The following is an 18,727-nucleotide window of genomic DNA, read 5'->3' as shown; positions in this document are numbered from 1 at the left end:
TACACCATATAAGAGTTTATGGTAGACAAAATAATACTCGGCTTTGAGGTTCATCAGCCTTTTAGAATTAGAAAAGACGCCTTCTGGAATCCTAGATTTAAAGGGAATACCATAGAGCGATTCTTTGATATGGAATCAAATAAGGAGATATTCGAGCGAGTTAAAAGGAAGTGCTACATTCCTGCAACTAAAATTATCTTAGAAGAAATTGAGAACGCGGAAGATGAAGGTAGGGAAGTGAAGTTCTTCTTTTCCCTTTCAGGAACGTTTATAGAGCAGGCTGAAAAGTGGGGTAAGGATGTTTTAGAACTTTTTCAAGTCCTTTCATCAACAAAAAAAGTAGAATTTTTAGGTCAAACCTATTATCATTCCGTTACCTCATTGTGGGAAGATAAAACTGAGTGGAAGGAACAAGTTAAAGAGCAAAAGGAGATAATAAAGGAATATTTTAAACAGGAACCACAAGTTTTTGAAAATACGGAACTTTTAACTAATCCTCAAATTTTAGACATGGTTCAGGAAGCAGGTTACAAAGGAATAATGATGGAAGGCAAAGATAGTATTTTGAAGGGCAAAAGCCCTAATTTTGTATATAAAAGAAATGGCCTTACAATCTTCTTTAGAAATTACAGGTTAAGTGATGATATAGCATTTAGATTTTCTTCTAGAAATTGGGATCAATATCCTTTAACTGCTGATAAATTTGCAAATTGGGTTAAAGATTCTCCTGGGCAGGCAATTACAATATTTGTAGATTACGAAACCTTTGGAGAACACCATTGGCCTGAGTCTGGAATTTTAGATTTCCTAAGATGGTTACCAAGGGAATTAAATAAAAGAGGTGTAAAGTTTACATTACCAAGGGAATTATTAAATGACTCTTATTACGATATTGATATACAAGGTACTTCATCATGGGCTGACATAAATAAGGATGAAAGTAGTTGGTTAGGAAATATAATGCAATGGGCGTATGATGAGGCAGTAAGGAGAAGTGAAATGCCTTCAAAGGAATTAGAGGGAGATTACTTGAAAGCTTGGAAGTATTTTACTACTAGTGATAATTATTATTACTTATTTATAGGGGGAGGAGGGCCTGCGGAGGTCCACAATTACTTTAATGCGTATTCAACTCCTATAGATGCGTTTATAAATGAATTTTATGCAATAAATACTTTCCTTAGAGAGGAACTTCATAAACTTGGAGTAAATAATGAGCCTTTCTTCTTCGTTAAGAATGGAAGAAGAAGTTCAGTAGCATGGGATAAAAAGGAATTTGAAGAGATAATCAAAAGGGATGAGAGTTTGAAAGACCATTTAAAGTATCTAAAGGAGTGGTTGGGAAATGAAAAGGATTGAATCTCTATGGATTCCAGATAAAGTTGAAAAAATATGGTTGATTACCTTTGAATTATCTAAAATAGCTAGCATGGGTGGCTTGGGTACTGCAGTATATAATTTAGGTAAGGAATTAGCTTCGATGGGCAAGCAAGTTACTGTAATAATGCCCAGTCACAGGAGGCATATGAACGATTATTATAGGGGTTTACTGAAACTTAGAGATTCTGGAATAGGAATTTACGGTGCTAGGAAAGGAATGAACGGAGCTTACTATCCATACAAGTTAGGATTTGAAATAGGAGAGTTGGATGGAATGAAGATAATGCTAGCTAAGGGCTTAGATTACGACACTGGCAGATTGATGGATTCTTGGGGAATATATGATTACGCAATGGAAAAATCAGCACTTTTAGCTAGGGCTGTCGAAGGCTTGATTCAAAATATAGGCTTAGACGATGTACCTTCTATAATTCACGTCAATGATTGGCATTCAGTTTTAGCAGGAGTAAAGGCAAAATTAATGTTTGAACAGAGGAGAGTTATAGTACCTTTAATGTACACAATTCATTTGCTAAATAAAGTTGGAGCTCCCTGGCATTATGCGTCTCCCGATTGGGGAGGCTTGGAGGATTACTATCATTATATTTGGATGGTTGCAAAGCATATAGCGTATAAAACTAGCGTTTTGTGGGACTACTGTGAAGGCAAAATAGAAAGGTTCGGAGCTTATGAGTCTGACATAATAGCTACAGTCAGTAAGAATTACCTTAATTACGATGTCTTTCCTTTTATAGGAAACTTCATGGAGAACAAAAGTTGCGTTACTTACAACGGTACAGATTGGAAACTAAATGAGGCTAGCGCACTTTCTATAAAGTACTTTGGCACTGCAGATAGGAAAATTGCTAGAAAGTCAGCATATAAGCTAATTTCAATCCAAAAGGCAATTCCTGAGGATTATACGTCTGGAAATATGCTATGGAATAATAGGTATAGAATAGGCATAAAAGATGACTGGTCTACTGAAGAACTTCAAGACGGTCCTTTAGTCCTTTTTACTGGGAGAATAGTTTACCAGAAAGGAATAGACTTGCTCCTTAGAGCTTTTAAAGACGTTGTTAGCGAAATTTGGAATGCAAGGCTGATAGTTTTAGGAGTACCAGCAGGGGATTACGGTCTATTACAAGATATAATAGACAGATCTGCGGAAATTAGAAATAACGTTAGACTCTTAATTTCTCACAACATTAATCCCGAAATATATAAAGTAATGCATTACGTTTCTTCAGTGTTTGTAGTTCCATCAAGATGGGAGCCTTTTGGTATTAATGCAATAGAAGCGATGGCCGTGGGGACTCCAGTAATAGCTTATTCCGTAGGCGGATTAAGTGAGTCAATTTTAGATTTAAGGTGGAATAAGGACGGAACGGGATTCCTAGTTGAGCCGGAAAGTATCTCATCATTAGCTACAGCAATTAAGACCGCAGTTCACTTATCCTTAGCTGACGAGAATGAAGATAGGAGTTATCTTAACAGGAGCTATATTTATAAGACCGACGACGTACATACTTGGTCCGTAGTTAGAGAGAATTCTGTTAAAAGAGTTGAGGATAACTTTAGGTGGAATAAGATAGCAAGTTCAGTACTTAATTGTTATGAGAAAAGCTTACTTATGGCAAAATACAGAGCTTTGGCGTATATGTAATGCTCATATGCAAACAAGGAATAAAAGATAAAGATATTACACTCTACGATTACGGTAGTTTTCAAATTATCAGAGGTAATGAAGAGTATTTTCATTCTGATGGAATGACTTTAGACGTTAGTAAGATCCCTTTAGATATTCTAAATAAATTGTTTTATACAATTAATAAAGGTATAAAATATTTCTTTCTTGATAAGTATTTATTACAATATATTCCTACTTTTGGCTACGGAAATTATCTTATATTAAAGACTGAAATTAAGGATAATGAATTGAATAAGAAGTCTTTAGAATTTTTAGAAGGTAAAATAGGTGATGATGAGTATATTAATTATCTGATGAGGTATCAAGGAGTTAATGGCGAAGTAGTAGGTGAAATTGACGAGTTTTATGCTTTATCTAACGAGTTAAAAATGCCTACATATACGCAAAAAGAATTAACGCAATGTAAAGAATTAGACGTAAGGTTTGAAGATAAATTTGTTGAGTTATTTGGAGTAAGATTCAGAATTATAGATATTCCGTATTTTTGCATTGTATCAAAATATATATCACTTCTACAAATAATTAACGGGAAATATAAGGGAAACATAAATACTAAGGAAGGTGAAGGAATTATCTACGATGAAATAGGTAAAATTAAGAATATATCTTCTTCTCTTACAAGGATTTGTGGAAGGTTTAGGCTAGATACGCCAGAGAACTGTATAATTGGAGACGGAATTTCTTTTCATACTAAAGACGAGAATGAAGTAAGTCTACTACTATATTGTTTGGAAAATTTAAAAACGCTAAGAGATATAGCTTAAACTTATGAAAGTTGAGGTAAACTTGGCAAGAGAGAATATTACTAAATCTCTTGAGGTTCCTGATCATTATAAGGTTAGAGATCTTTTAAAGAACTTGGGATATACTGTACAAGGTACAGTAGTTCTTAGAGATGGAACTCCGATTATAGAGGACGAGAGGATTAAGGACGGAGATAAATTAACCGTAATACTTACTGCGTCTGGTGGATAAATTGAAGCTTAAAGATCTTAAAAACCCTGATCAAGAGATTAGACAAAAAGCATGGAGAGAAGTATTAGATACTGTAAAGTCAGGATATTATTCTAGCTTACTTGAAAATAGGGGATTTTTTAGATCCCTTTTATGGTTTCCTTTACAAGGAGTAAGAGACGATGCTTGGAATCACCTTGAAGTTTATAAGATGCTTACAATTGAAGGAATTGAAAGGACTCTAGTTGCTAACTCAGATAAAATAAAGATCTCTGCCTGGGAACACGTGGAGGATATCCTAAAATATGAACTTGTACCAAGAGATATAATAATTTCTTCCAGGTATGCTTTTTGGAGACTATTAAGAAGTTATTATCCAACAATTAGGAAAAAAGCGTGGAAGTTGTTTCCTAAATTAGTTGTAGTAGGTATTATTCAACCTTCCGATAAAGAGAGATATTATGAATTTTTAAACCATAAGAAGCCTTCAGTGAGGATTTACGCCTGGAAGTATTCTTTGGAATTAATAAAACAAGGTTTTATAACTAAAGAAAATATATTAAACCAAATAAAATATTTAGAGGAACTTTCAACTAAAGAAAGTAATATTAAGAAAATAGCAGTAAAAATATTGAGTGAATTGAAATGAAAGTTGCAATAATAGGCGGAGGAATAGTAGGATTATTTACAGCATATTTTTTAAAGAAGGAAGATGTAGATGTAACAGTTTTTGAGAAGGCTGACTTAGGAAGTTATTCTATCCATGCAGCAGGATTAATTGAGCCTTACAGGTTTGATAAAATAAACTCCGTAAGTATGATTTTGAAGATGTTGAAATATAGTATGAGGGGTACTACATATATAAGAAACGTTAATAAGCTATGGCTAAAGGAGTTGATTTATAATTTAAATAAAAATCCTCCAGAAGAAGCATGGGAAACAATGAAGGAAATGGCAGAATTTTCTTTGAAAACATATAAGACAATGGCTGAGGAAAGGAATGATTTTGATTATAAGGATGATGGGCTATATGAAGTTTATTTAAGGGGAGAGGATCTAGAAAAAGGATTAGAAGATGAGAAGAAAAGTCCATTTAATCCAAGATTTGAGAAAGTCGATTTTGAAGGATTCGCTGGAGCAATATTTTTCCCAGAACTTTCAAGAATCTCTACAGAGAAATTTATAGATAGAATGAGGAGTGAACTCCAAGGAGTTAAAATGGTAAATAAGGAAGTACAAAATATGACTGAATTGAAAGATTTTGATGAAATTGTGTTAGCTACTGGCGTTTGGACTACTAGGTTTATTACTAGCTTGCCAGTTACCGCATTTAAAGGGTACGGTTACAGAGTTAAAGGAACTCCTAAATATAACAAGCCTATGGTTTTAGTAGATGACGGAATAGCTATTTCGCCTTTTGATGATTTTATAAAAATAACTGGGGGATTTGATGCTGACAATTCTTATGATTCAAGCAGAGCACAGTTAGTTTTGGAAAAGACTTCCAAAATAATCGATATCTCATATATCTATGAGATGAACATGGGTTTTAGACCTTGTTCTCCAGACGGTTTTCCAATAATAGGAAAAAGAGGTAATGTAACAATTACTACTGGAGCTTGTAGGCTGGGCTGGAGTTATGCACCTGCAATGGGTAAATATACTACAGATTTAGTCCTAGGCAAATTGAAAGATTTAGGCTACATTTCACGGTATGTTAAATTTTAAATAGTCCCAGTGTAAATCGAAACTAAAACATATTTAAGTCTCGGTTACAATACTTATTTAATGGTAACCGATACTCATGAATTAATAAAATCCTTGACTGAAGCCAAGGAACGAATAATAGATGGTTATGTAAAACAAGGTATAGAATTACTCGAGAAAACAGTTTCATCAAATAATATTTCTCAAGCAAATTGGGTTATTTGTAATATAGTTGATGCCGCAAAGTGTGAATACTTAGTTGAAGCTCTAGATTCTATAGGTAAGATCTTTGATATTTCAGTATGTGGTAATGTGAAGAGAGTAATTTCCTGCTATGCTAAAGTTGGAAAATATAGTGAATTCGTTGATATAGCAATTAATTCTATAGTGAGCAAAGGCAAGAAAGATCAATTAGATAAAGTTTTGAATGATATAGGAAATAACGGAGAATTCTTGTATAAGTTATCTTTAGCTTACGAGAAGCTCCACGATTTTAAGAAAGCTCAAGAATTAAGGAAGAAAGCATGTGATAATGGAATTCCAGAAGCATGCGAAAATATTAACCAAGTATCTACAAGTTATTCATAAATGCGAAAAACAAAGATTATTGCAACATTAGGTCCTTCAAGCATAGATAAGGTAAAAGATCTTTCACAATTCGTTGATATTTTTAGAATAAATTTTGCTCATGGCAATACAGAAAGTCATAAAGATTATGTTGAGAAAATAAAGGAATACTCAAATTCTTCAATTTTAGTAGATCTCCCTGGACCTAAAATTAGAGTAGGAGAAATAAAAGGTAAAATTATTTTAAAGCCCGGAGATAAGGTGGTTTTCTCTCCTCAAGAAGGAATTCCCGTAGAAGATCCTCTGTTTTATTCTGGAGTTAAAGAAAATTCTTATGTATTAATAGCGGATGGTAGCATAAAAATTAATGTAACAAAAGTTGAGAAAGATAGAGTTGAAGGAGTAATTATTGAAGGAGGTATAGTAACTTCCAGAAAAGGGATTAACATACCAGATATTAAAATTCCTTCGGGAGTTACGGATAATGATTTGAAACTACTTGAAGAAGCTTTAGATTTAGGAGTAGATTTTATTGGTTTGTCCTTTGTTTTAAGTAAAGACGATGTAATAAAGGTAAAAAGTGTTGCTAAAGATAAAGCGTGGGTAATAGCTAAGATTGAAAAGAAGAATGCTGTTGAAAATCTTAAGGATATTATTAAGGCTGCAGACGGAGTAATGGTTGCTAGAGGAGATCTAGGAGTAGAGATAGGCTTAGAAAATCTTCCTTTTACCCAAAAAAGGATAATAAGGTTTTCAAAACTTTACGGAAAGCCTGTTATACTCGCTACTCAAGTCCTTGAATCAATGGTTAATGCTCCTATACCTACCAGAGCTGAAGTCATTGATATTTCTAACTCAGTTTCAGAAGGAGTAGATGCAATAATGTTAAGTGATGAAACAGCAGCAGGTAATTATCCAGTTGATGCAGTGAAGACACTTCATAATATAATTTTGGCAGTGGAAAAAAGAGTGAAAACTGTTAGGCCTCCGCCGCTTACTGGAGATGATGCGATAGCTGTTGCCTCAGTCAATGTTGCGGAAATTTCTAAGGCAAAACTTTTAGTAGTTCACAGTAGGAGCGGAACTTCAATTATAAGAATATCGAGGCTTAGGCCTAAAGTTCCCATAATTGGATTATCTCCCAATAAGGAATTAATTAAAAAATTAAAGATATGCTGGGGAGTTTATCCTTTCCTCACAGAGAAGCAGTTAGTTTCCCTTAACGATATAATAGCGTATGCTGAGGAAATTTCAAAAAGATATGTGAAGTGCAATGAGAACATAGTTATAACTGGAGGAGACCCCACGTTAGAGGAAGGTAGAACTGATTTTATAAAGCTTCATCAGATAGTATGTTAGTTTTTTAAATATAAGTTGTAAAATATAAATATGATAAATGCTGTACAAATAAGGAAAGCTAATTTGTCTGACATAGAAGGAATTTACAACCTTTACAATTCTCTCTCGCCAGATGATTTATACATGAGATTTTTTTCTTTTAAAAAGCTCAGCGAGCAGGAGGTACTCAATTTAACTAAGTCCTCAAAAGTGACTTTGTTAGCAATAATGGATGGCGAAATTGTTGGCGAAATTTCGCTGTATGAAGATGGTGAATTTTCCTTAGTAGTAAAGCCTGAGCATAGGAGAAGAGGTATTGGAACAATGCTTGTAGAGAACATCATAGGTGAGGCTAAAAAACTTGGAATAAGCAAAGTTAAATTTTTTACTTTGCCTGATAATATTCCAATGATAAAAATTGGTAAAAAATTAGGCTTCACTTTAAGTTTCTCCTCTGATGAAGTTTTTGGTATCCTCATTTTGCATTAAAAGAGATATGAAACGTTGTATGGTAAAAAACATAGAAATCGTTAAATACCGTTAAAGATAAAAATACTTTAGATTGAGTTTGAATAGAAAAGTAATAGCACCATGCGAAATAGCTGTGAGGGACATAATTCCAGTAATAAAATCGATTATAGTTGAACGACTTTATGCGCAAGGTTTATCTCAATTACAAATAGCTTCTTTAATGAGCGTTAGCTCTGCAGAAGTGAATTATTATTTAAAGGGCAAAAGAGGGAATGAAGAAGAGAAAAAGAAGCTCGAGGAAGATGATGAGTTCATGGATTTAGTTAACTCAGTCGTTAGAAAGTTAATAAGCTCAAGTGATGGCGAAGTTGTAAACATTTGCCCATTATGCAGCCTAGCTAGGAAAAAGTTAAAGAAAAACGATTATTCTTGCCCTTATGATATCTAATCAGCTCTTGCAACAATTTGCTCATTATTCGCCAGGCTTGGAAGCCTATCATCCTAATTCCTTTTCTGTCTCTCTCTTTTTGGCTACTCTATCATAAGCTATCCAATTTCTATACCAAGTTTCATTTTCTGCCTTTAGATAGTTGAGTATTATTGAAGTTAATTCCTTTGCTGATATGCTCTCTTTGTTATCCATATATATTTTACCGATTGTCATGAAGGCTATCTTCCTTGCTATATCTATAGGTGCTCCAGTTTTTAATGCACTAACAACTATCTTTTCGTAAATTAGCTCCTCTTCACTTCCATCTCTTTTTACAACTTTTACCATGATTAACTATTCCTCTTTAGAGAATATAAATGTTAATAATAAAGGTTAAAAAAGAAGTTAAATTAAAAGAGGAAAAGGACTTCTTATTTCTTCTCTAACTTGTCTAGTAGTTCTTTTGGCGCGTCTTTCTCGCTAACTGCTCCTCTACCCGTCTTACCGTTATCGTCGTAGGTAAAGGATATCATCTTTCCTACTCTCCATACTTTCTTTACTTTTGATATATCTACTTCCTTCTCCTCTCCCTTATACTTGAACTTTACTTTAGTAGCCATCAAGATAAAGAGTGAATGTATTATTTAAAAACGTTACGATATCCTGATAAGTATGACTTACGTTATTTTCGCAACGGTAATATCAAAGGCGAAAAATATTTTGAAAACTCTTAGTCTTAAATCTATGATAAAATTGAATATTGCTCTAATTTTCAATTTAACACGATTTTTTGTCCTAATTAGTGGTTTTTTGAAGAAACGTTTATTTTAGATAGCTCGAAATGAATCTTATGCACTATCAGATTGTATTATCATCTGATAGGGGCTCCTTCACTGACTATGGAGGTTCAAGTGTTTTAGGATATGTTGCGTGCATGCCTTCTAGGCTAGTTCCAAGGATATTTATGAATAAATTTTTCACGCCTAAAGTGCATGCAAAGGGTGAAAATGTAGAATATGCACCATATGCTTTAAGAAAAGTCGAAGCTATATTGTCTAATTCTGGATTTTCCGTAACAGTAGTTCCTCCTGAGAAGGTTGATAAATACGTGAAAGATGTCAAAATTCTAGGGATAAGTGTTCACGATCCTTTTGGTCTAAATCCGGTAAGCGCTAAACTTAGCTTCATTTTCGGTGGCGGACCCACATGGACTGCACAGTTTTTCTCAGAATTTGGAGAGAAAGTTTCTAGACTAAAGGAAAGATATAAATTCAAAGTAATAGCCGGAGGTCCAGGTGCGTGGGAATTAAGCTTAAGAAAACCAGACTGGGTTGACGTAGTATATTTAGGCGAAGCGGAAGTAGATTTACCTATAGTAGCTAAGAAGATTATTGATGGTCAAGACGTTTCGCCTATAGTTAAAGGCAGGAATGCTAAGTTAGAAGAAATTCCTCCTATAAAAAACCCCGCAAGATTAGGTGAAGTCCAAATAACCAGAGGATGTCCTAGAGGGTGTAAATTCTGTTCTATAACTCCAGAAACTTTCCGTTCTATTCCTTTAGAGCATATCAAGAAAGAAGTCGAAATTAATATGAAGGGAGGATGGAAGAGAGTAGAATTTATAACAGACGACGTGATGCTTTATGGTTCATCGAAATTAAGAACAAACCACGATGCAATAGTTAAGTTGTTTACCGAAGTGATGAACATGGGAGTTGACGGAATATGGTTCCCTCATATTTCGGCGCCAGCAGTTAGGGAAAGCCCTAAGACGGCTAAGGCAATTTCTGAAATTGCAAGATACGACGTAGATAGGGCTGCAGCACCAGTAGTTGGACTCGAGACAGGAAGCATAAAAATCTTGGAAAAATACATGACTGCGAAGGCGTTCCCTTGGACTCCTAGAGAGTGGGGAGATGTAATTTTAGATGCTACTGCAATAATGAACGATAATTACATTTATCCTTGTTATACAATGACGATAGGATATCCTGAGGAAGATGAAAACGATGTGAATGATAGTATAGAACTAGTAGAAAGTATTATAGATCATAAATTTACTGCATGGATATTTCCTCTGCCCGTAATACCGATTTCCACAACGTATATTAGTAAGAATCCTTATCCGAAGCCTGAAACATTACCTTCTAATTATTGGGATTTATTATATATAGCATGGCATTATGATCTTAAGGTTACTAGGGATTTGATACCTATCCTAACTGGAGGAATAAGGAACAAGGTAGCAAAGAAGCTTGTAAAAATGATGATAGATAAAATATTCTCTAATATAGATTACATCTTCCTTCAACTAAAGAATACTAAAGGAGAATTCTCTAAGACTTTCTCGCAAATAAATCTCAATAATACTTTAGGTGCCATAAAGGCAATATATTGGCTCATTAGGGTAGCTGCAAAACCTCAGTGAGTTATGCAGCACAAGCTGTCCACTATTTTAGCATTATATTTCTTTGACGCCTCTTCATAGTCTATTTTTAAATCTCCTCTGATTAAGTAGATTTCTCGTATTCCAGAATTATAATAAGCTATAACGTCTTGTAAAGTATCGCCTATGCCAAATATTTTTTGAGGCTCTTCTCCTAAGAGGAATAGGGCCTTCATTACAGGCTCTGGATCTGGTTTACCTTTCTTCACATCATCACCTGTAATAAGTATATCTGGTTCAAAATTCAGTACTTTTAAAGATTCTAATGCAGATCTCCTTAGAGAGGAAGTTACTACAGCCATCTTTATTTTTTCTTTCCTTAACTTGTTAATTAGGTCTATTGCACAAGGAGTGGGTTTAGCATGGATTTTAACCAGATCGTCAAAATAAGTATTTTTCTTCTCATATAATTCCTTCCATCTATCATTTGCCAATAATTTTGCAATTTCTTCAGTTTTTCTACCCATTAGTTTGTCCAGATCCACGGATATAGTTATTCCGAGGTCCTTTAATGCTAGTTCCCATGCCATTCTATGAACTTTCACTGTAGTAACTAGAGTTCCATCAAGATCTAATATTGCTGCCTTCATTTTTTAACGACAGCATCTGTTATACCTAGCCATTTAAATTTATATCCTATATATTCTAGAACCTCTGTAATATAATCGCCATATATTTTTATTAGTTCACTGAGTTTTTTATTCTCAAAATTCTCTTCTTTAAGCTTGTCAAGAAAGTCTTTTTTAATAAAATAATTTCCAGTCAATACATATTTTTCATCTCTAAAATTATTTCTTATAATCTCTTCACTTACGTTAAGTTTGTTCGATAGATCTTTTAGTGAAACTACGTCTCCATCAAGATTAAAAGTTAGCTTGACGTTCTTGGAGTTCTTTCTTTCATATTCCTTTAGCCATCTATAAACTAAAGTTATATCTACCTTATTTTTATATTTTATAACATTAAAATCTGAGAAATCTTCCTTATTTAATTCTTGATTTAAGAGAATTAAAATTTCTCCTTCTCTAAAATTTCTCAATTTTTCGAGTTTCTCCCTTATATACTCTTTAGTCCAGAAGCCTACTATTTCAACGTAAATCTTAAAAGGATTCTTCTCAACGAGGAAGTCTGGAAGAAATAATCTTCCGTTTACTACTAAAGCTTCAGGCTCTCTAAGAATTTTCCAATCTTTTATAACTTTTCGGAAATCACTATAGAATCTTTCCTCAACACTACTGTCGAACTTTTTCTCATCCTCTCTAGTAAAGGAATCTATTAAATCGAATTTCTCCACGGTTAAAAGAAAAGTCCTCCTTATCTTTTTGCCAAGCACTAGTTCTGCATTAATCTTCCAGTATTTTGATGAAACTACATAAGGTAAAATGACTGCCATATTTCTCCCGTACTTTTCAGTCATTTTGAGCAGAGTTGCAGGGCCTATGATGTCTATTCTAACGGGATTAGGATAAGCATAATACATTAAACCTAGCCATTTGATTCTCTTAATAATTTCCTTCCAATTTCCTTCTATCTGTACAGTCATTTTGTAACTCTTAAAAAGTAACGTTTGAAGCAATGATAAATTATACATCTTTATAAGAGAAATTGGAGAAACTTTATTTACACTGCTTATAGTCTTCTCTTCCTCCATGTCTGAAAATAAGTACTTCTCAACGTCCACCTTGAGATTCTCTTCAACTTTCTTAAGGATTTCATCTCTTTCTTCCTCAGAAGTTATAGGTCCATAAGAAAAAACCTCCCTCCTGATAATTCTAGGATCTATGGGAGAATCTTCACTAAGTGAACAAAGCCTGAGCATTTCCTTGTAGAATCCTCTAATTAATTTAACCTTACAGAGCGTTCCGTATGCCTTTTCTAAGATTTTTACTTCCTCAAGTATATCTCCAAGTTTTTTGCCTTCCTTAAACATTTCGATTATATTACTTGCTAATTCTTCATCATCTTCAGTAGCAAATAACGGAATGACCTTATTTCCTTGAATTTTATATCTAGCCAGCTCAGACGGTAGCACGATGCCTCCTCTTACTTAAGTTGTAGTCTGAAGTACCCTTTGTTATTATTTCAATAAGTAAGGCTTTATTATTTTCCTCTTTTTTTCTTAATATCCTTCCCAACCTCTGTAGCATTTGTCTAGAAGTGCCATATCCTCCTAAAAGTATTCCTATGTTTGCGTCTGGGACATCAACTCCTTCATCAAATACACTTGACGCTACTATAACACTATATTTTCCTTCCTTAAATTTCCTTAGTATCTCACTCCTTTCATCTTTTGATGTTTTGTAAGTTACAACTGGAATGAGAAACTCTCTCGATATACTGTAAGCCATTTCTACGTCTCTGGTAAATATAATAATTTTATTTTTCTCATTATCATATTCATTTAATAATTCTCTTAATTTCTCAATTTTAGCTCTAGAATTTACTGCAATTCTTAAGGCGTTATGCCACGCTAAAAGTGCCTCTCTAGCTTCTTGATCTCTGCTGGCTAATTTCACAAATCTGTGAAAAGAATATAGACTGTCTAATCTCATTTTTTTAGATGCTAAAAATTCCTTAAGTTTCCTCCTAAGCTCATCGTATCTATTTTTCTCCTCATCCGTTAATGAAACGTAAATTTTTCTTATTTCAAATTCAGCTAGGTATTTTCCTGCTAAATCTGAAGTCTTTAATCTAAATACTATAGGCCCTACTAAATCTGGCAATAACCTATGCTTACTATCTTCTCTTTCTGGAGTAGCAGTTAACCCAAGTCTATAAGGAGAGGCTAACATTTGTGCCATTTGGGAATATCCTTCTGAAGGTAAATGGTGTACCTCATCAAATATTACAAATGCAAACTTATTTCCTATTTCCTCTACTCTAGTATATGCAGAATCGTAAGTAATCACTGTTATTGCTTTTAATTCGTCATAACCTCCTCCTACTCTTCCAGGAGAATAATTCAAGAATTCTTGTATATTATCATACCATTGGTCAAGCAAATCTATTGTAGGCACGATAATTATCGTTGAAGCTTTTACTTTTGCTATTGCTTTTATTCCTATAGACGTTTTTCCCGCTCCCGTTGGGAGAACCACTATTCCTCTCCTTCTGGCTCTATTCCAGAAGAATAGTGCCTTAGCTTGATAATCTCTAAGTGTCAACTTATCTTCTACTACTGGAAAAGGTAATGTATTTAACACTTCGTCTTGAATTTCTACTCCTTCATTTTTAAAGTATTCTAACACGTCTCTGTATTTATAAGCAAAGCCTATGTATTTTTTGAAATCGTCGTTCCACTTTAACCCTGGTGCGTAATAATCTGAGACTATAAGTCCTTTATAATACGATAATCTTACCACAATATTATGTTAAAAATTGAAATATTTAACCTTTATTAGGTTAAGTATATATTAGTTAGAAAAACATAATATAAAATCATGGAAATTCAGCCGTTAGCTTTTGAAAGCTTAGGAGTAAGGTCACAGGCTACTTTTATAGAAACTAAAGATGTCAGGATATTAGTGGATCCTGCAGTTTCTTTAGCTCCTAGACGTTACGGTTTACCTCCTCATCAAAAAGAGGTCGATAGGCTTACCGAGCTCGCTAAGGTAATAACTGAGAAAGCTAAGGAGGCAGACGTTATTATAGTGACTCATTATCATTACGATCATCACGACCCTGGGTTTATAATTCCTAAAGAGATATATAAAAACAAAAAAGTATTCATTAAAGATCCTAAAGAGAATATAAATCTAAGCCAGAAAAGAGTTAGGGCACCAAAATTTCTTAATTCAATTCATGGCTTGCCAGAAAGTATAGAGAGTGCTGAAGGGAAGGAAATACAAATAGGATCTACAAAGATAATATTTTCTCAAGCAGTTCCTCACGGTGCTGACGAGAGGCTAGGTTACGTAGTTCAAGTTGCTGTAAAAGATGGAGATCAAGCAGCTCTAATTACTTCTGATATAGAAGGTGCACCTAGAAATATGCATCTAGAATTTACTTTGAAAGTAAAACCTAATGTTATAATAATAGATGGTCCTTTAAGTTACCTCTTAGGTTATGCGTTAAAGCAGGAAGATTTAGATAATTCGATAAAGAATCTTGAAAGAGTAGTTAAAGAAGGTGCAGAAACTATGATAGTAGATCATCACGTTCTAAGGGATTTAAATTACAAGACTGTTCTATCTAATGTCTATGAGATAGCTAGGAGTGTTAATGCCAAAGTAATAACTGCCGCAGAATTCCTAAATACTGATCCTCTTATTTTAGAAGCAAGAAGGAGGGAATTATTCAAAGAGGAAAATAAACCGGCTAGAATTCCAAGGAATTTAGCTCAGTTGCTAACTTCAGGGGGTCAGTAGCCTAATCCAGGAGGTAATGCTATAAAGTGAGATAATATTAAACCCGCTGTGTAACTTCCTATTAGCGCTATTAGTCCTGTTCCTATTTGTTCAAATGCCCCTCTATGTTTGCTTAATCCAGTATACTTCGTAGCCATACTTCCGAAAACTCCTAAGGAAGCTAACATTATCAGCATTGATGATAAAAGTGAAGCGTAAAATGGAATTCTAATGAATAGCAAGGATATAAAAGGTAACAATGGTAGAATACCTCCAATTATTAAGTACAAGCTCATAAGGAACCCTAATTTTACTGGATTCTCGAATTCTTCTGGTGTAATCTTTAACTCATTAAGCATCATTTCTCTCAATACAGTATCTTTATTTTTCATGAAAATATCAGCTATTTTTTCAGATTCTTCTCTGCTAAGTCCCTTTTTTATGTAAAAGCCTATTAATTCATCCCTCTCCTTTTCAGGGAAATTGTCTATTTCGTATTTTTCCTTCTTTATTTCGTTCTCTATTACTTGCATTCTCACTCTCGTTGAGATATATTCTCCTATTCCCATCGAGAAAGCTTGTCCTATAGTAGCTATTAATCCTGTGATTACTACTAAGAGAGGATCTTGTGAGAATCCAGCAGCACCTATAGCTATGCTACCTATTCCTATTAACCCATCTTGAATTCCGAATACTTTTGTTCTGAACGTGTCCGCCTCATTGGTATAATGTTTCACTGGTTCCTTTATTTCTCTTTCCATAAATTCATATTTTCTCTTTATCTTATAAACTTATGTTCTATTACGCCTTATCGTAATAAGTATTCTACAATTACGCCTTTTCGTAATTTGTCTTGTACATATTATCGTCATATCTAGATATTAATCCAGAGTACACTCCCCATTCAGTTAACGTCATTTGAAGGTCGTAGTCCCCTTCTGGAGTATTATAAACAAAAATCCCTTTTTTCTCTAGAGTCTCTTTTAGTGATTCTAGAGAAAACGTTTTTAACTCAATTGCGGTTATAAAAGGTTCAACTTTTACTAGACTCTCCCTTAAAATTTCTTTACGTTTCCTGATATTGGCATTTACGAATTCCATTCCTTTATCAGTTATTATTATATCTCCTTCTCCTACAGTAACAAAACCCAAGTAACTTGCTGTGTAAACTATTGGCATTAAATCGTCTAAATCTACTTCCATTTCTTTTTCTAACATATACAGGTCAGTTTTTCCGCCAAAGTTAACTTGTAGTGTTGATAATAGACCTATTAAATCTGCAACTCTGGCCGCGGGATCTATAATATGCATAACCTAAAATATTGCATTAAGTATATTAAGTTATTGTTTTTCTTCTTATAACTGCAAAAACCCAAAAATAAATATATATAGTAGGAAAAATGTAAAAACCCAGAACCATTAGGATATCCAATACGGTAATATAAGCAGATTTTCCAAAATTTAATAAAGCTTCATTATGTGCTGGGGCAGTTGCTGATGAGATTATTGCTAAAATTCCTAATATTCCTCCGAGGTGCACCAGAATCTTATATTTTGAAATCAAGAAAGTTAAAGCTATTAAGATAACGACAACTGTCATGGTACCAACGGTTAGAATACTAGGAACCTTTCCTATAAGTAGAATACCTCCTATAAATAACGAAACAGCGGAGCCTACTAATGGAATTCTGAATTCTGTGTTTTTCATTATGCTATCTTACTTTAAGCTTTATTAAAACTTACATTCTCAAAAAGTAAAAACTTTTTTAATTAAATTATCAATTCATGACTTATGGATATTCTGATACCAGCTTTAATAGGAGGGTTCATAATAACTACAGCATTCATAACTTATTACATGATTAAAAAGCCGAGTTTTGCAGATACACTAATATTTTATGCAATATATGCGGCATATTATATGGGCTTAATACTAATTTATTTTGATGTTATACCTCTAGCAATAATTACTGCGTCCTTGATAATAATAGCTGTTCTAGCCTGGAAATTCCTGAAGAAAATACACAAATTAATTTTAAAGCCTACGTACAATCTCTTATGCATTGTGAACATAGATAAAAGACTCGAACCTAAAAAGGAGTCGATACCGAAATACTTAGTAGTAGCTCAATCCTTAAGTTCTATAGCTCCATTAGGTTCAGTTTCAGCTTACTTAACTTTTGCGTTTCAATCATCCTTAGCTTCAACGTTCTATGCATCAATTTTAGGAGTATTAATTTACTTACTTTGGGTGGTATTAGGTTATAATTACTCTAAGATAGTAGCAACTACTGGGGGAATTTATGACTTTGCCAAAACAGCTTCAACTGAGACTGTGGGAAAGGTAGCAGGATGGCTTTATTGGATAAGTTATGCGATTTATTTACCTTCAGTAACAACATATTTGACTGGTATAGTATTACCCTCTATTTTGGGAATTTCTAGCATTGAGCTGGCAATAATAGAAATAGCAATTCCCATAATTCTTACGACGCTTTTAATCTCAGGAATTAAGCCTCCATTATTTTATGCTCTTATTACTTCCAGTATTGAAATAATTTTAATAACAATACTTGGTATAAAAGTTATTTCTATAACAGGAGTTAAGCTTCCAGAATATAATGTTCCTCAATACGATTTCTGGTCCGGTGCTTTAGCGGTAGCTTTTACTTTAGCTGGAGGTGGTGCCTCGTTCTTCTTAGGATATGAAGCTAAAGGTAGAGGGAAAACTGTAGGCTCCTCTTATTTAATGGCTTTCTCAATATCTTCAATAGTGGTTATATTCGCATCGTATTTTGAAACTGCAGCTGCAGGTTTCAGTAATAGCGGAATATCTAACTTATTATCAATTACACAATATCCTGGTTTTTACATGTCTCAAGAATATCTAGGAAGCGCTTTTTCCACTATTTTCTTTATATTTACAGTGAATAGTTTACTTGGATCTGCTATAGCTGCTTACGTTGCGTTGTCAAGATTAACTTATTCGCTGACTTCGAGGAAAATGATTACCTCAATTATAATTGTAGCGTTATTCTTCCTTACGTTTAATTTAATAGCATCAATTACAGGACAATATTGCTTAATTTATCAATATACTACCGAAGCATCTTTAGTTACTTTGTTCTCTTCCCATGCAATAGTTTCGGCAGTTTATCCTCTGTTCGTCAGAAAGTTTTATAGACTAAACTTATCCAGTACTTTATTGGCAATATCCTCTACGGTACTAATGGCTTATGGGCTGTATTCTAATTTAATTCCCTATGAGTATCCAGATACGATTATAGGAATAATTTCATTAATATCTGGGATAATTCTTGGAATACTAAGTAATATTCTAAAGCCTATCTTATATAGGAAAAGTTGAGAATATTATA

At 33.8% G+C, this 18,727-nt stretch carries 21 protein-coding genes; 13 read left to right on the top strand and 8 right to left on the bottom strand.

The features are described 5' to 3' along the window. Positions 1-18: 18 nt before the first annotated feature. From HS5_RS05355 to HS5_RS05310, 10 genes are all read left to right on the top strand, one after another. On the top strand, positions 19-1,359 hold the full coding sequence (locus HS5_RS05355; RefSeq protein ID WP_236753140.1) for a glycoside hydrolase family 57 protein: 1,341 nt from the start codon (positions 19-21) through the stop codon (positions 1,357-1,359). Then, entirely contained in the window at positions 1,346-3,046 is a 1,701-nt protein-coding gene (locus HS5_RS05350) for a glycosyltransferase (protein ID WP_236753139.1), read from the top strand. The genes HS5_RS05355 and HS5_RS05350 overlap by 14 nt, the downstream gene beginning before the upstream one ends. Further along, complete coding sequence (locus tag HS5_RS05345) at positions 3,046-3,855, top strand: hypothetical protein (protein WP_236753138.1); 810 nt, start codon at positions 3,046-3,048, stop codon at positions 3,853-3,855. Before HS5_RS05350 ends, HS5_RS05345 begins: the two co-directional genes overlap by 1 nt. A gap of 4 nt (positions 3,856-3,859) precedes the next feature. Then, complete coding sequence (locus HS5_RS05340) at positions 3,860-4,066, top strand: MoaD/ThiS family protein (RefSeq protein WP_236753137.1); 207 nt, start codon at positions 3,860-3,862, stop codon at positions 4,064-4,066. Continuing rightward, a complete protein-coding gene (locus HS5_RS05335) occupies positions 4,059-4,694 on the top strand; it encodes a hypothetical protein (RefSeq protein WP_236753136.1) in 636 nt (211 codons plus the stop codon). The genes HS5_RS05340 and HS5_RS05335 overlap by 8 nt, the downstream gene beginning before the upstream one ends. Next, positions 4,691-5,773: an FAD-binding oxidoreductase gene (locus HS5_RS05330; protein ID WP_236753135.1), complete on the top strand. Its 1,083-nt coding sequence runs from the start codon at positions 4,691-4,693 to the stop codon at positions 5,771-5,773. The genes HS5_RS05335 and HS5_RS05330 overlap by 4 nt, the downstream gene beginning before the upstream one ends. 60 nt (positions 5,774-5,833) lie before the next feature. Next, positions 5,834-6,340 carry a DUF1955 domain-containing protein gene (locus HS5_RS05325; protein WP_236753134.1) on the top strand — a complete coding sequence of 169 codons (507 nt, stop codon included), beginning with the start codon at positions 5,834-5,836 and terminating at the stop codon, positions 6,338-6,340. Then, a complete protein-coding gene (gene pyk / locus HS5_RS05320; RefSeq protein WP_236753133.1) occupies positions 6,341-7,678 on the top strand; it encodes a pyruvate kinase in 1,338 nt (445 codons plus the stop codon). A gap of 30 nt (positions 7,679-7,708) precedes the next feature. Next, a complete protein-coding gene (locus HS5_RS05315) occupies positions 7,709-8,146 on the top strand; it encodes a GNAT family N-acetyltransferase (RefSeq protein WP_236753132.1) in 438 nt (145 codons plus the stop codon). Positions 8,147-8,225: 79 nt separating this feature from the next. Further along, complete coding sequence (locus HS5_RS05310; protein ID WP_236753131.1) at positions 8,226-8,576, top strand: transcriptional regulator; 351 nt, start codon at positions 8,226-8,228, stop codon at positions 8,574-8,576. A gap of 48 nt (positions 8,577-8,624) precedes the next feature. Here HS5_RS05310 and HS5_RS05305 read toward each other — a convergent pair whose 3' ends face one another. Together HS5_RS05305 and sul7d are read right to left on the bottom strand one after the other, a co-directional pair. Further along, positions 8,625-8,906 carry an ATPase gene (locus HS5_RS05305; RefSeq protein ID WP_236753130.1) on the bottom strand — a complete coding sequence of 94 codons (282 nt, stop codon included), beginning with the start codon at positions 8,904-8,906 and terminating at the stop codon, positions 8,625-8,627. An 83-nt stretch (positions 8,907-8,989) separates the two neighbouring features. Continuing rightward, a complete protein-coding gene (gene sul7d, locus HS5_RS05300) occupies positions 8,990-9,178 on the bottom strand; it encodes a Sul7d family chromatin protein (RefSeq protein ID WP_236753129.1) in 189 nt (62 codons plus the stop codon). Positions 9,179-9,408: 230 nt separating this feature from the next. Here sul7d and HS5_RS05295 point away from each other — a divergent pair, with 230 nt between their 5' ends. Next, the gene (locus tag HS5_RS05295) at positions 9,409-10,986 is read left to right on the top strand and encodes a radical SAM protein (RefSeq protein ID WP_236753128.1); all 1,578 of its coding nucleotides are present in this window, start codon (positions 9,409-9,411) and stop codon (positions 10,984-10,986) included. On the opposite strand, the gene HS5_RS05290 is transcribed toward HS5_RS05295, so the two are convergent. Genes HS5_RS05290 through HS5_RS05280 form a run of 3 tightly spaced genes read right to left on the bottom strand, consistent with a single transcriptional unit; the run spans position 10,980 to position 14,366 of the window. Continuing rightward, complete coding sequence (locus HS5_RS05290; RefSeq protein WP_236753127.1) at positions 10,980-11,594, bottom strand: HAD family phosphatase; 615 nt, start codon at positions 11,592-11,594, stop codon at positions 10,980-10,982. The genes HS5_RS05295 and HS5_RS05290 overlap by 7 nt on opposite strands. After that, positions 11,591-13,036, bottom strand: a complete 1,446-nt coding sequence (locus HS5_RS05285; RefSeq protein ID WP_236753126.1) for a DUF790 family protein — start codon at positions 13,034-13,036, stop codon at positions 11,591-11,593. The genes HS5_RS05290 and HS5_RS05285 overlap by 4 nt, the downstream gene beginning before the upstream one ends. Continuing rightward, positions 13,023-14,366 (bottom strand): DEAD/DEAH box helicase family protein, encoded by a 1,344-nt coding sequence (locus HS5_RS05280; RefSeq protein WP_236753125.1) that lies wholly within the window; start codon positions 14,364-14,366, stop codon positions 13,023-13,025. Before HS5_RS05280 ends, HS5_RS05285 begins: the two co-directional genes overlap by 14 nt. A gap of 78 nt (positions 14,367-14,444) precedes the next feature. Between HS5_RS05280 and HS5_RS05275 the strand changes: the two genes are divergently transcribed. After that, positions 14,445-15,371 (top strand): MBL fold metallo-hydrolase, encoded by a 927-nt coding sequence (locus HS5_RS05275; RefSeq protein ID WP_236753124.1) that lies wholly within the window; start codon positions 14,445-14,447, stop codon positions 15,369-15,371. Here HS5_RS05275 and HS5_RS05270 read toward each other — a convergent pair. From HS5_RS05270 to HS5_RS05260, 3 genes are all read right to left on the bottom strand, one after another. Further along, positions 15,365-16,111, bottom strand: a complete 747-nt coding sequence (locus HS5_RS05270; RefSeq protein WP_236753123.1) for a VIT1/CCC1 transporter family protein — start codon at positions 16,109-16,111, stop codon at positions 15,365-15,367. The genes HS5_RS05275 and HS5_RS05270 overlap by 7 nt on opposite strands. Positions 16,112-16,181: 70 nt before the next feature. Next, positions 16,182-16,661, bottom strand: a complete 480-nt coding sequence (locus tag HS5_RS05265) for an AAA-associated domain-containing protein (RefSeq protein ID WP_236753122.1) — start codon at positions 16,659-16,661, stop codon at positions 16,182-16,184. Between the two features lie 25 nt (positions 16,662-16,686). After that, on the bottom strand, positions 16,687-17,058 hold the full coding sequence (locus HS5_RS05260; RefSeq protein WP_236753121.1) for a hypothetical protein: 372 nt from the start codon (positions 17,056-17,058) through the stop codon (positions 16,687-16,689). Positions 17,059-17,142: 84 nt separating this feature from the next. On the opposite strand from HS5_RS05260, the gene HS5_RS05255 reads away from it, so the two are divergent. Then, positions 17,143-18,717, top strand: coding sequence for an APC family permease (locus HS5_RS05255; RefSeq protein WP_236753120.1), 1,575 nt, complete (start codon positions 17,143-17,145; stop codon positions 18,715-18,717). Positions 18,718-18,727 lie beyond the last annotated feature (10 nt).

Source organism: Acidianus sp. HS-5, from assembly GCF_021655615.1.
In the GTDB taxonomy this organism is placed as follows: Archaea; Thermoproteota; Thermoprotei_A; order Sulfolobales; family Sulfolobaceae; genus Acidianus.
Note: the sequence above shows the minus strand (reverse complement) of the source record. Positions and strands in the feature narration are given on the sequence as shown.

Coding starts and splice junctions, on each gene's coding strand:
- HS5_RS05355 (WP_236753140.1), top strand. CDS start 19: ATGGTAGACAAAATAATACTCGGCTTTGAGGTTCATCAGCCTTTTAGA.
- HS5_RS05350 (WP_236753139.1), top strand. CDS start 1,346: ATGAAAAGGATTGAATCTCTATGGATTCCAGATAAAGTTGAAAAAATA.
- HS5_RS05345 (WP_236753138.1), top strand. CDS start 3,046: ATGCTCATATGCAAACAAGGAATAAAAGATAAAGATATTACACTCTAC.
- HS5_RS05340 (WP_236753137.1), top strand. CDS start 3,860: ATGAAAGTTGAGGTAAACTTGGCAAGAGAGAATATTACTAAATCTCTT.
- HS5_RS05330 (WP_236753135.1), top strand. CDS start 4,691: ATGAAAGTTGCAATAATAGGCGGAGGAATAGTAGGATTATTTACAGCA.
- HS5_RS05325 (WP_236753134.1), top strand. CDS start 5,834: ATGGTAACCGATACTCATGAATTAATAAAATCCTTGACTGAAGCCAAG.
- pyk (WP_236753133.1), top strand. CDS start 6,341: ATGCGAAAAACAAAGATTATTGCAACATTAGGTCCTTCAAGCATAGAT.
- HS5_RS05315 (WP_236753132.1), top strand. CDS start 7,709: ATGATAAATGCTGTACAAATAAGGAAAGCTAATTTGTCTGACATAGAA.
- HS5_RS05305 (WP_236753130.1), bottom strand. CDS start 8,906: ATGGTAAAAGTTGTAAAAAGAGATGGAAGTGAAGAGGAGCTAATTTAC.
- sul7d (WP_236753129.1), bottom strand. CDS start 9,178: ATGGCTACTAAAGTAAAGTTCAAGTATAAGGGAGAGGAGAAGGAAGTA.
- HS5_RS05295 (WP_236753128.1), top strand. CDS start 9,409: ATGCACTATCAGATTGTATTATCATCTGATAGGGGCTCCTTCACTGAC.
- HS5_RS05290 (WP_236753127.1), bottom strand. CDS start 11,594: ATGAAGGCAGCAATATTAGATCTTGATGGAACTCTAGTTACTACAGTG.
- HS5_RS05275 (WP_236753124.1), top strand. CDS start 14,445: ATGGAAATTCAGCCGTTAGCTTTTGAAAGCTTAGGAGTAAGGTCACAG.
- HS5_RS05270 (WP_236753123.1), bottom strand. CDS start 16,111: ATGGAAAGAGAAATAAAGGAACCAGTGAAACATTATACCAATGAGGCG.
- HS5_RS05265 (WP_236753122.1), bottom strand. CDS start 16,661: ATGCATATTATAGATCCCGCGGCCAGAGTTGCAGATTTAATAGGTCTA.
- HS5_RS05260 (WP_236753121.1), bottom strand. CDS start 17,058: ATGAAAAACACAGAATTCAGAATTCCATTAGTAGGCTCCGCTGTTTCG.
- HS5_RS05255 (WP_236753120.1), top strand. CDS start 17,143: ATGGATATTCTGATACCAGCTTTAATAGGAGGGTTCATAATAACTACA.